Annotated in this window: 11 protein-coding genes; 6 read left to right on the top strand and 5 right to left on the bottom strand. The window is 73.3% G+C overall.

The genetic code is table 11. The annotated features are described in order from the left end of the window. Window positions 1-5: 5 nt before the first annotated feature. A complete protein-coding gene (locus tag AB0L33_RS21560) occupies window positions 6-311 on the top strand; it encodes a 4a-hydroxytetrahydrobiopterin dehydratase (protein ID WP_365683758.1) in 306 nt (101 codons plus the stop codon). A gap of 3 nt (window positions 312-314) precedes the next feature. On the opposite strand, the gene AB0L33_RS21565 is transcribed toward AB0L33_RS21560, so the two are convergent. After that, entirely contained in the window at window positions 315-1,277 is a 963-nt protein-coding gene (locus tag AB0L33_RS21565) for a LysR family transcriptional regulator (RefSeq protein WP_365683760.1), read from the bottom strand. Between the two features lie 103 nt (window positions 1,278-1,380). Between AB0L33_RS21565 and AB0L33_RS21570 the strand changes: the two genes are divergently transcribed. Together AB0L33_RS21570 and AB0L33_RS21575 are read left to right on the top strand one after the other, a co-directional pair. Continuing rightward, on the top strand, window positions 1,381-2,121 hold the full coding sequence (locus AB0L33_RS21570) for a class I SAM-dependent methyltransferase (protein ID WP_365683762.1): 741 nt from the start codon (window positions 1,381-1,383) through the stop codon (window positions 2,119-2,121). A 70-nt stretch (window positions 2,122-2,191) separates the two neighbouring features. Next, window positions 2,192-3,127 (top strand): class I SAM-dependent methyltransferase, encoded by a 936-nt coding sequence (locus tag AB0L33_RS21575; RefSeq protein ID WP_365683764.1) that lies wholly within the window; start codon window positions 2,192-2,194, stop codon window positions 3,125-3,127. Between the two features lie 77 nt (window positions 3,128-3,204). Here AB0L33_RS21575 and AB0L33_RS21580 read toward each other — a convergent pair whose 3' ends face one another. The 3 genes from AB0L33_RS21580 to AB0L33_RS21590 all read right to left on the bottom strand — a co-directional run bounded on the left by AB0L33_RS21580 (window position 3,205) and on the right by AB0L33_RS21590 (window position 7,175). After that, window positions 3,205-4,041, bottom strand: a complete 837-nt coding sequence (locus AB0L33_RS21580; protein ID WP_365683766.1) for an aldo/keto reductase — start codon at window positions 4,039-4,041, stop codon at window positions 3,205-3,207. Window positions 4,042-4,145: 104 nt separating this feature from the next. Continuing rightward, window positions 4,146-5,945: an AMP-binding protein gene (locus AB0L33_RS21585; RefSeq protein ID WP_365683768.1), complete on the bottom strand. Its 1,800-nt coding sequence runs from the start codon at window positions 5,943-5,945 to the stop codon at window positions 4,146-4,148. 336 nt (window positions 5,946-6,281) lie between these two features. Then, window positions 6,282-7,175, bottom strand: a complete 894-nt coding sequence (locus tag AB0L33_RS21590) for a LysR substrate-binding domain-containing protein (protein ID WP_365683959.1) — start codon at window positions 7,173-7,175, stop codon at window positions 6,282-6,284. Window positions 7,176-7,292: 117 nt separating this feature from the next. Between AB0L33_RS21590 and AB0L33_RS21595 the strand changes: the two genes are divergently transcribed. Continuing rightward, a complete protein-coding gene (locus AB0L33_RS21595; protein ID WP_365683770.1) occupies window positions 7,293-8,315 on the top strand; it encodes a bile acid:sodium symporter family protein in 1,023 nt (340 codons plus the stop codon). Here AB0L33_RS21595 and fdhD read toward each other — a convergent pair. Then, window positions 8,276-9,148, bottom strand: a complete 873-nt coding sequence (fdhD, locus tag AB0L33_RS21600) for a formate dehydrogenase accessory sulfurtransferase FdhD (RefSeq protein ID WP_365683772.1) — start codon at window positions 9,146-9,148, stop codon at window positions 8,276-8,278. The two genes, AB0L33_RS21595 and fdhD, sit on opposite strands and share 40 nt — an antisense overlap. A gap of 246 nt (window positions 9,149-9,394) precedes the next feature. Between fdhD and AB0L33_RS21605 the strand changes: the two genes are divergently transcribed. Both AB0L33_RS21605 and AB0L33_RS21610 read left to right on the top strand, forming a co-directional pair. Further along, a complete protein-coding gene (locus tag AB0L33_RS21605; protein WP_365683774.1) occupies window positions 9,395-10,345 on the top strand; it encodes a beta-ketoacyl-ACP synthase III in 951 nt (316 codons plus the stop codon). A 148-nt stretch (window positions 10,346-10,493) separates the two neighbouring features. Continuing rightward, window positions 10,494-11,675, top strand: a complete 1,182-nt coding sequence (locus AB0L33_RS21610) for an ROK family protein (protein ID WP_365683776.1) — start codon at window positions 10,494-10,496, stop codon at window positions 11,673-11,675. Window positions 11,676-11,710: the final 35 nt, after the last annotated feature.

Raw genomic sequence — 11,710 nt, forward strand, 5'->3', positions numbered from 1 at the left:
GCCCCATGCCCGCCGCACCGCTGCCGCAGAACGAGATCGAGGACCGGTTGCGCGAGCTGCCCGGCTGGTCGCTGGAGGGGGACCGGATCGCCCGCACCTACCGGCTGCCCTCGCACTTCGCCGCCGCCGCGTTCGCGATGCACGTCGCCGCGGTCCAGGACGAGCTGAACCACCACAGCGACCTGACGCTGGGCTACCACACCGTCGCCCTCTCCGTGAACTCGCACGACGCGGGCGGCAAGGTCACCGAGAAGGACCTCGGCCTCGCCGCCCGGGTCGCGGCGGTGGCAGCCGGCCACGGCGCGGAGTAGCCCTCAGACCGCGGCGCCGAACCCGGGATGGGTGGCGAGCCAGCGCGTGTAGCTCTCGCTGCGCTCCACCGCCTGGGCGTACGCCGCCCGGGTGTGCCCGCTCACCGCACCGGCCGCCGCCGACGCGGCGGCCGAGCGCGGATGCCAGCCGAGCAGATGGCGCCAGCTGAGCGGCGCCCCGGCGACCGGCAGCGTCACCACCCCCGGCGTCGGCGGGAACGTCGCCCGGCACAGCCCCACCGCGCGCCCCACCTGGACGAGATGGACGACGGACGAGGTGTCCGTCTCGTACACCGACACCGGGCGGAACCCCGCCCGCGCGCACGCCGCCACGAAACAGTCCGCGAAGCAGCCGTCGCCCGGCACGTCCGCCCAGCACTCGTCCGCCAGCTCGGACAGCTCCAACTCGCTCCGGGCGGCCAGCGCATGGGTCTCCGGCAGCATCACGAAGACCGGATCGACCCCGATGACCTGCCACTCCAGCCGCTCCGCGTCCGGCGGGGCGCTCTCGCCGCAGGTCCCGATGAGCGCGAAGTCGAGCCGCCCGTCCACCAGTTGCGAGGCGACCTCGGCCACCGACCAGGAGGTGTAGGTGGACACCGGCGCCGTCGGGTGCGCGGCGGCCAGCCGGTCGACGAGGCCGCCGAGCAGCGGGCCGTGCGTGCCGCCCAGCCGGAACCGCTCCATGGTGCCCATCGCGTTGGCGAACCGGACGGCCTCCTCCTGGAGTTCGCTGACGGCGGGCAGCACGATCCTCGCCCGCTCCAGGACCAGTTCACCCAGCGGCGTCGCCCGCGCGCCCGTGTGGTCGCGGTCGAACAGCGGGCCGCCGAGCGCCTTCTCGATCCGCCGCAGCTGTGCGCTGAGCGCGGGCTGTGCGAGCCCCAGCGCGGTGGCCGCCTTGGTCAGGCTGCCCGTGTCGGCGATGGCACGTACGGTTCGCAGATGGCGCAACTCCAGCTCCATCACCGCACGTTATGGCCCCCGCGGCCACACGGCAATACGTCGGTGGTTCAGACCTCTGGTTCACGCCCCACGAGCGGCGGTCGTGGCCTAGAGTCGCCTCCCGATGCTCGACTACAACCAAGAGGCCACGGTCTACGACGCCACGCGCGGCGGGCTGCCGCGTGCCGAGGCGGCGGCCGCCGCCGTGCTCGGCCTGGTGCCGGACACGGCACGCTCCCTGCTGGACATCGGCTGCGGTACGGGCTTGGTCACCGGGCGGATCGCCGCGGGCCGGCCCGGACTGCGGGTCACCGGCTCCGACGCCTCGCACGGCATGGCCGCCGTCGCCCGGCAGCGCGTCGGTGCGGTCGTGCTCGCCGACGCCCGCCGGCTGCCCCTGCCCGACGCGGCGGTGGACGCGGTCACCGCCGTATGGCTGCTGCATCTGCTGCGCGAACCGGGCGCGGTCCGGGCGGTGGTCGCCGAGGCGGCGCGCGTGCTGCGGCCGGGCGGGGTGTTCGTCACCACCGTCGACAAGGACGCCGCGCACGACGTGGGCAGCGACATCGACGCGGCGTTCGCCCCGTATCTGGCGCCGACCCCGGCCGACGCCGAGGACCTGGTCGTCGCCCACGCGGCGGAGGGCGGCCTCGCGGTGGCGGGGGAGGCGTTCTTCACCGGACACGGGCAGGGCCGGTCGCCGGTGAGCGCGGCGGGCGGGGTCCGGCGGGGCTACTACACCTCCCGCCTGAGCCTGCCGGACGGCGCCGCCGGACAGCTCGTCCGGGCTCTGGCCGCCCTGCCGGACCAGGACCGCAGGCGCGCCGAGCCGGAGTACCGGCTGCTGGCCCTCCGGCGCGGGTAGCTCACCCCGGCGGCTTGCCGGAACGGCAAGGATGTTTGCCTGAGCGGCCGCGCGTGGTGACCCTGGTGCCATGAGCAACCACTCCGGCCACGGCCACCACCACGACGGCCACCAGGGCCTGCACCACGAACCCTCCGCACACGGGCACCACCACGGCGGGTCCGAACCCGACTGGGACGTCATGGCCCCCCTCCTGGAGCGCAACGCCGAGCTCAGCAGCGCGCAGTACACCGAGGCGGCCCGCTGGATCGCCGCCCTGCCCACCGCTCCGAAGGTCCGCCGGGTCCTCGACGTCGGCGCCGGACCCGGGGTGGTCGCCTGCCTGCTCGCCGAGGTCTTCCCGGACGCCGAGGTCGTCGCCGTCGACGGCACCCCCGCCCTCCTGGAACGCACCCGGGACCGGGCCCGGCGCCTCGGGCTCGACGGCCGCGTCACCACCCTGCACGCCACGCTCCCCGAAGAGCTGTCCGCCCTGGGCGAGGCCGACCTGATCTGGGCCGGGAACACCCTGCACCACATGGGTGACCAGCGCGCCGTGCTCGCAGGATTCGGCGGGCTGCTGCGCCCCGGCGGCACCGTAGCCCTGGTCGAGGGCGGGCTCCAGGCCCGGCAGCTCCCGCGCGACCTGGGCTTCGGGAGGCCCGGGATCGAAGCCCGGATGGAGGCCGCCGAGGCGGAACTCTTCCAGGAGATGCGCGCCGAGCTGCCGGACGCCCGCCGCGAGGTCGAGGACTGGGCGGCCCTGTTCGGCGCGGCCGGGCTCATCCCGCAGGGCACCCGCAGCTTCCTGCTCGACCTGCCCGCGCCCCTCGGCGACGCGGCCCGCGAACAGGTCGTCGCGGACTTCACCCGCCGCCGCGAAGGGCTGCGCGACCACCTCGACGCCGAGGACAACGCCGTGCTCGAGCGGCTCCTCGACCCCGAGGACGCGGCCTCCCTGCACCGCCGCCCGGACGTCTTCCTGCTCCTGGCCCGCACCCTCCACCTGGGCCGGCGCGCCGCCTGACCCGGCCCCGTACAACAGCAGAACCGCCGCCCCGGCTCGCGCAGGAGCGGGGCGGCGGTTCCGTGGAGCCGGGGCGGTCAGGCGCCGAGGTTGAACTCGCCCGGGTTCGGGCCGAGCCGCTTGCCCTCGTCCAGCGCCGCGAAGGCGGCCAGGTCGTCGGCGTCCAGCTCGAAGTCGAACACGTCGATGTTCTCCGCGATCCGCGAGGGCGTCACGGACTTCGGGATCACCACGTTGCCCGTCTGGAGGTGCCAGCGCAGCACCGCCTGGGCGGGGGTGCGGTCGTGCTTGCGGGCGACCGCGAGGACCGTCGGGACCTCCAGCAGGCCCTTGCCGGAACCGAGCGGCGACCACGCCTCGGTGAGGATGCCGTGCTTGGCGTGCAGGGCGCGGGACTCGGCCTGCTGGAGCTGCGGGTGCAGCTCGATCTGGTTGAGCACCGGGACCACGGAGGTCTCGCCGAGCAGCCGCTCCAGGTGCTCCGGCAGGAAGTTCGACACACCGATGGCCTTGGCGCGGCCGTCGGCGTAGATCTTCTCGAACGCCCGGTAGGTGTCGACGTACGCGTCCTTGGCCGGCACCGGCCAGTGGATCAGATACAGGTCGACGTAGTCGAGGCCCAGCTTCTCCAGCGAGGCGTCGAAGGCGCGCAGCGTCGAGTCGTAGCCCTGCTCGCTGTTCCACAGCTTGGTGGTCACGAACAGCTCGTCGCGTGCGACACCCGAGGCGGCGATGGCCTTGCCCGTGCCCGCCTCGTTCTGGTAGATCGCGGCGGTGTCGATGCTGCGGTACCCGGACTCGATGGCGGTGGCGACCGCCTTCGTCGCCTCGTCGTCCGGCACCTGCCAGACTCCGAACCCGAGCTGGGGCATCTCGACGCCGTTGTTGAGGGTGAGGGAGGGGACCTGGCTCACGAGCTGAGGATCCTAACGTTGAGGGGTGGGACTTCCCAGGGACAACGATCAAGAACGCCCGCGCATTCCCGCCCGCGCCGATCCGATTTCCGGAACGGAAGGCGCTAGCGGTACAGCGCGTCCACCTCGGACTCGTACGCCGCCTCGATCGCCTTGCGCTTCAGCTTCAGCGACGGGGTGAGCAGCCCGTGCTGCTCGCTGAACTGGTGCGCCAGGATGCGGAACGTACGGATGGACTCCGCCTGCGAGACCGCGGTGTTCGCCGCCACCACCGCGCGGCGCACCTCCATCTCCAGGTCCGGGTCGCGCACCAGCTCGCCCGGGGACAGCTGCTGCCGCCCCTGCATCGCCAGCCAGTGCTCCACGGCCTCCTGGTCGACGGTGACCAGCGCGGCCACATAGGGCCGGTCGTTGCCGACGACGATGCACTGCGCCACCAGCGGATGCGCCCGTACCCGCTCCTCCAGGGCGGCCGGCGACACGCTCTTCCCGCCGGACGTCACCAGGATCTCCTTCTTCCGCCCGGTGATCGTCAGATAGCCGTCCTCGTCCAGCGACCCCAGGTCCCCGGTGGCCAGCCAGCCGTCGTGGAGCACCGCGTCGGTCGCCTTCGGGTCGCCGAGATACCCGCCGAACACATGGCCCCCGTGCACCCACACCTCCCCGTCCTCCGCGATGTGCACCGTGCTGCCGGGGATCGGCTGCCCGACCGTGCCGTACCGGGTGCGCTCCGGCGGATTGGCGGTGGCCGCGGCGGTCGTCTCGGTCAGCCCGTAGCCCTCGTACACCGTCACTCCGGCGCCCGCGAAGAACAGGCCGAGGCCGCGCTCCATGCCCGAGCCGCCCGACATCGCGTGCCGGATGCGGCCGCCCATCGCCTCGCGGACCTTCTTGTACACGACCTTGTCGAAGAACTGGTGCTGCATCCGCAGTCCGGCCGAGGGCCCCGGGCCGGTGCCGAAGGCCCGGGCCTCCATCGCCTCCGCGTACTTCACCGCGATGTCGACGGCCTTGTCGAACGGCCCCGCCCTGCCCTCCGCCTCCGCCTTGCGCCGGGCCGCGTTGAAGACCTTCTCGAAGATGTACGGCACCGCCAGGATGAACGTCGGCCGGAAGGAGACCAGGTCCGGCATCAGGGCCTTGGCCGACAGCTCCGGCTGGTGCCCGAGCTTGACCCGGCCCCGGATCGCGGTGACCTCCACCATCCGGCCGAAGACGTGCGCCAGCGGCAGGAAGAGGAGCGTCACCGCCTCGTCGCCCGGTCTGGAGTGGAACACCGACTCCCACCGCGAGGCCATGGTGTCCGCCTCGAACATGAAGTTGGCGTGCGTGAGGACGCAGCCCTTGGGGCGCCCCGTGGTGCCCGAAGTGTAGATGACGGTCGCCACCGACTCCGGGGTCACCGCCCGCCGGTGCCGGTGCACCACCTCGTCCTCGACGTGCGCACCCGCCTCGACCAGCTCCGTTACCGCGCCCGCGTCCAGCTGCCACAGCCGCTTCAGCTGCGGCAGCCGGTCGATGACCGAGGCCACCGTCATCGCGTGGTCCTCGTGCTCCACCATCACCGCCGACACCTGGGCGTCGTGCAGCATCCACAGCACCTGCTCGGCCGACGACGTCGGGTAGACCGGCACCGACTGGGCGCCCACCGCCCACAGTGCGAAGTCGAACAGGGTCCACTCGTAGCGCGTACGCGACATCAGGGCGACCCGGTCGCCGAACCGCACCCCGTGCGCGATCAGCCCCTTGGCCAGCGCGAGCACCTCGTCACGGAACGCGGCCGACGTCACGTCCTGCCAGTTTCCGGCCGCGTCCTTCCGGCCGAGCGCGACCCGGTGCGGCTCCTCGTCGGCGTGGTCGAACACGACGTCGGCGAGACCGCCCACGAGGGGCGCGGCCGCCATGGGTGGGACAGTGAATTCGCGCAATGACCTGCTCCTTGGGGTGCTCCGCACAGCGCCGCGACGCTACCCCAACGGGCGTCGCCGCGGGAGGGTCCGGAAGGGGCCGTACCGCTTGGTATATGCACAGGTCAGGGGCCGAAATCCGGCCAGATGGGCAAGGCTCGGGCGCGCTTGGGACCGCGGGGTAAGCGGCTCGCGCGGGAATCTCCACCGAATCTGTACGCCGCGATCACTGCCGGTGTGGGCGGCTCTGCCCCGGTATGGCCGGTCCGGTGCGACCGGCCCGCCCGGCACCGGCGGTCGCGTCCCGGGCATTCTCCCCCTCGTGGTCGCCGGTCATGCCGGTTCGCGCCCACGAACTCCGCGGATCAGCCGGTCACCGCCCGCCAGGATCGCCGTCGCCAGCGCGTCCGCCGCCTGCTGCGCACCGCCCCGGCGCCTGCCGTGCAGCAGCACGAAGTCCACCGCGCCCAGCTCCGGCAGCCCCGCCCGGGCCGGCACCGGTTCCAGGCCGGGCGGCACCAGGCCCCGGGTGTGCGCCATCACGCCGAGCCCCGCGTGAGCGGCCGCCACCAGGCCGCTGAGGCTGCCGCTCGTGCACGCGATCCGCCAGGAGCGGCCCTGTTCCTCCAGCACCTCCAGCGCCCGCGCCCGGGTGATGCCCGGCGGCGGGAAGACGACCAGCGGCACCGGACGGTCCGGGTCGAGCCGGAGCCCCGGAGCGCCGATCCAGACCAGGGCGTCCTGCCAGACCAGCTGTCCGTGGACGTCCCCGGTCCGCCGCTTGGCCAGCACCAGGTCCAGACGGCCCGCCTCCAGCTGCCGGTGCAGGGTCCCGGACAGCTCCACGGTCAGCTCCAGCTCGACCTCCGGATGGTCGCGCCGGAACGTCTGGAGGATCTCCGGCAGCCGGGTCTGCACGAAGTCCTCCGAGGCGCCGAACCGCAGCCGCCCGCGCAGCCGCGTCCCGGTGAAGTACGCCGACGCCCGCTCGTGCGCCGCCAGAATGGTCCGGGCGAAGCCGAGCATCGCCTCCCCGTCCGCCGTGAGGTCGACGCGGTGGGTGTCCCGGGCGAACAGCTGCCGCCCGGTCGCGTCCTCCAGCCGGCGCACGTGCTGGCTCACCGTGGACTGCCGCACCCCGAGGCGACGGGCGGCGGCGGTGAAGGACAGGGTCTGGGCGACGGCCAGGAAGGTACGCAGCTGCGCGGGGTCGTACATGCCGGGCAGGCTATCGCGGATCGTGATGACAGTCAGAGCGGTGTACGGGTTTCCCGATCGGAGGGCGTCCGAGCAGGATGGTTCCCGGGCACGCCCCAGGGGCCGCCCGGCCCGACCGAGAGAAACATGGAGCAGATGAGCCGCCGCCGCATCCCGCAGCCGCCGTCCTGGCTGCCGGTCGACCCGTACATAGCGGCGCTGATCGGCACCGTCGTCCTCGCGGCCCTGCTGCCGGCCTCGGGCCCGGCCGCCGAGGTGGCCGGCGGTGCCTCCACGGGCGCGGTCGCGCTCCTCTTCTTCCTGTACGGGGCGCGCCTGTCCACGGCCGAGGCGCTGGACGGGCTGCGCCACTGGCGGCTCCACCTGACGGTCCTGGCCTGCACCTTCGTCGTCTTCCCGCTGCTGGGCCTGGCGAGTGCGGGCCTGGTGCCGTACGTCCTGTCGCCGCAGCTGCAGAGCGGCTTCCTCTTCCTGTGCCTCGTCCCCTCGACCATCCAGTCCTCGATCGCCTTCACCTCGATCGCCCGGGGCAACGTCCCCGCCGCGATCTGCGCGGGGTCCTTCTCCTCCATCGCCGGGATCTTCCTCACCCCGCTCCTCGCCGCCGCGTTGCTCGGCGGCAGCGGTGGCGGGTTCTCCGGCACCGCCCTGCTGAAGATCGGCGTCCAACTGCTGCTGCCGTTCGCCCTGGGCCAGCTGCTGCGCCGCCGCGTCGGGGGCTTCGTCGCCCGCCACCGCAAGGTCCTCGGCCTGGTCGACCGGGGCTCGATCCTGCTCGTCGTCTACACCGCGTTCAGCGAGGGCATGGTCGCCGGCATCTGGCACCAGGTGACCCCGGCCCGGCTCGGCGCGCTCCTCGGAGCCGAGGCGGTCCTGCTCGCGCTCATGCTCACGGTGACCTGGTACGGCGCGAAGCGCCTCGGCTTCGGCCGCGCGGACCGCATCGCGATCCAGTTCGCCGGGTCCAAGAAGAGCCTGGCCTCCGGGCTGCCCATGGCCAGCGTCCTGTTCGGCGCACAGGCGAGCCTCGCGGTGCTGCCGCTGATGCTCTTCCACCAGATGCAGCTGATGGTCTGCGCGGTGCTCGCCAAGCGGCGCGCCCGCGACGCTCAGGAGGCGGCGTCGCCGCGGGCCGTGTCCGTGGGCTGACCCTCGTCCAGCGCGATGCGGTGTTCTCCCGCGTACACGTTCATCGAGGGCCCCCGCAGGAAGCCGACCAGGGTCAGGCCCGTCTCGGCGGCCAGGTCGACGGCGAGGGACGAGGGCGCCGACACGGCCGCCAGCACCGGTATCCCGGCCATCACCGCCTTCTGCGCCAGCTCGAACGAGGCCCGCCCCGACACCAAAAGGACCGACCGGGACAGCGGCAGCCGCCCGTCCGTCAGCGCCCGGCCCACCAGCTTGTCCACCGCGTTGTGCCGCCCGACGTCCTCCCGTACGTCCAGCAGCTCGCCGGTCTCCGAGAACAGCGCCGCCGCGTGCAGGCCCCCGGTCCGGTCGAAGACCCGCTGGGCGGCCCGCAGCCGGTCGGGCAGCCCGGCCAGCAGCCCGGGTGCCAGCAGCAGCGGGGGAGTGTCGGCGACGGGGTGCCGGGTCGTGGTGCGGACGGCGTCCAGGCTGGCCTTGCCGCACAGCCCGCAGGACGACGTCGTGTAGACGTTGCGCTCCAGCGTGATGTCGGGGACCTCGACACCCGGCGCGAGCCGCACGTCCACCACGTTGTACGTGTTGACCCCGTCGGCGGTCGCGCCCGCGCAGTACACGATCGACCGCACATCGGCCTGGCCGCCGATCACGCCCTCGCTCACCAGGAAGCCCGCCGCCAGGGCGAAGTCGTCGCCCGGGGTGCGCATCGTGATGGCCAGCGGCTTCCCGTTCAGCCGGATCTCCAGGGGCTCCTCGGCGACGAGGGTGTCGGGACGGGTGGAGACGGCTCCGTCCCGGATGCGGATGGTGCGGCGGCGCTCGGTGACCCGTCCCATGAACGTTGGACCCGGTTTCTGTAGGCGAGGGGGCCTGAGGGCGTACCGGCGGTGCGCCCCGACGCCGCCATTGTCCTGCACCGGCGGCCACGCGTCGCCACCGGACGGCCGCGTCCCGGAGCACCGGTGGCTGACGAGCCCTCCAAGCCGGGGCCGGGATTCCTGTGGGATCACCTGCCCCCGTACCGGGCGGTAGCGACCAAGACTGGTTGGTTCCTGACAGTTGGAGCGAGGGGACCTTTGTTTATGACCGGCTCACGTGTCGTGGCGCTCGGCCACTACCAGCCCGCCAAGGTGCTCACCAACCATGACCTGGCGGCCATGGTCGACACCAGTGACGAGTGGATCACCAGCCGCGTCGGCATCAGGACCCGCCACATCGGCGGCCCCGACGAGCCGGTGGACGAGCTGGCCGCGCACGCGGCGGCCAAGGCCCTCGCCTCGGCCGGGCTCCAGGCGTCCGACATCGACCTGGTGCTGGTCGCCACGTCCACCGCCATCGACCGCTCCCCGAGCATGTCGGCCCGGGTCGCCGCCCGGCTCGGCATGGAGGCGCCCGCGGTCATGGACATCAACGTGGTCTGCTCCGGTTTCACCCACGCCCTCGCGACCGCCGACCACGCGCTGCGGGCCGGTGCCGCCACCCGCGCCCTGGTCATCGGCGCCGACAAGATGGGCGACATCGTCGACTGGACGGATCGTTCCAGCTGCGTGCTGATGGGCGACGGCGCCGGTGCCGCCGTCGTCGTCGCCGACCCGCCCGGTACGGAGCGCCCCGGCATCGGCTCGGTGCTCTGGGGTTCGGTCCCCGCCATGGGGGACGCCGTCCGCATCGAGGGGACGCCGCCGCGCTTCGCGCAGGAGGGCCAGTCCGTCTACCGATGGGCCACGACCCAGCTGCCGCCCATCGCCCGCAAGGTGTGCGAACGGGCGGGCCTCACCCCGGAGGACCTGGCGGCCGTCGTCCTGCACCAGGCCAACCTGCGCATCATCGAACCGGTCGCCCGGAAGATCGGCGCGGTCAACGCCGTCGTCGCGCGCGACGTGGTCGACTCCGGCAACACCTCCGCCGCCTCCATCCCCATGGCCCTGTCCAAGCTGGTCGAACGGGGCGAGATCCCCAGCGGTGCGCCGGTCCTCCTCTTCGGCTTCGGCGGCAACCTCAGCTACGCCGGACAGGTGATCAGCTGCCCGTGAGCCGGGGGGCCGCCCGGTCTTTGTCCTGAGAGAGGAGAAAGTTCGCCGGATTTCCGCGCGACTTCTTCCCAGCCCCGGCAACCGCTGCTACGTTCCCCTCCCAAGCCCGACGGACAGGCCGACGAGGCGGGAGGGGCGCGTGAGACGTATGACGGCACGACCCGCGAACGCCCACCAGGCGCGGCTGCTCAAGCTGTTGCGCGACGGTGGGCCCAACTCCCGGGCGAAGCTGGGTGATCAGGTCGACCTCTCCCGGTCCAAGCTGGCCGTCGAGGTCGACCGGCTGCTGGAGACCGGACTCGTCGTCGCGGACGGGCTGGCCGCCTCCCGGGGCGGACGCCGCTCGCACAACATCCGGCTCGCCCCGCACCTGCGCTTCCTCGGCGTCGACATCGGCGCCACCTCCGTCGACGTGGCGGTCACCAACGCGGAGCTGGAGGTGCTGGGCCACCTCAGCCACCCCATGGACGTGCGCGAAGGGCCCGTCGCGGTCTTCGAACAGGTGCTGGCCATGGCGGCGAAGCTCCGGGACTCCGGGCTCGCCGACCGCTTCGACGGCGCCGGGATCGGCGTCCCCGGACCGGTCCGCTTCCCCGAGGGCGTCCCCGTCGCACCCCCGATCATGCCCGGCTGGGACGGCTTCCCGGTCCGCGAAGCACTCAGCCAGGAGCTGGGCTGCCCGGTCATGGTCGACAACGACGTGAACCTGATGGCCCTGGGGGAGCAGCAGGCGGGCGTCGCCCGTTCCGTGGGCGACTTCCTCTGCGTCAAGATCGGTACGGGCATCGGCTGCGGCATCGTCGTCGGCGGCACCGTCCACCGGGGCGCGACGGGCAGCGCCGGCGACATCGGCCACATCCAGGTCGAACCCGGGGGCCGGCTCTGCGCCTGCGGCAACACCGGCTGCCTGGAAGCCCACTTCAGCGGCGCCGCCCTGGCCCGCGACGCCGAGGACGCCGCCCGCGCCGGACGGTCCGAGGAGCTCGCGGCCCGCCTGGAGGCGTCCGGCCGGCTGACCGCCGCGGACGTGGCCGCCGCCGCGGCCGCTGGGGACGCCGCCTCCCTCCTCCTGATCCGCGAGGGCGGCAATCGCGTCGGCCAGGTCATCGCGGGCCTCGTCAGCTTCTTCAACCCCGCCCTGGTGGTGATCGGCGGCGGGGTGACCGGACTCGGCCACACCCTGCTGGCCGCCGTCCGGGCCCAGGTCTACCGGCGCTCCCTGCCGCTGGCCACCGGCAACCTGCCGATCGTCCTGGGCGAGCTGGGACCCGCCGCAGGGGTCACCGGTGCGGCCAGGCTCATCAGCGACCACCTGTTCTCACCCGCCTGACCCGCCCGGCCCGCCCGTGCGGGCGGCCCCATACA

Origin of the sequence: Streptomyces sp. NPDC052299 (assembly GCF_040679335.1) — a bacterium.
GTDB lineage: Bacteria > Actinomycetota > Actinomycetes > Streptomycetales > Streptomycetaceae > Streptomyces.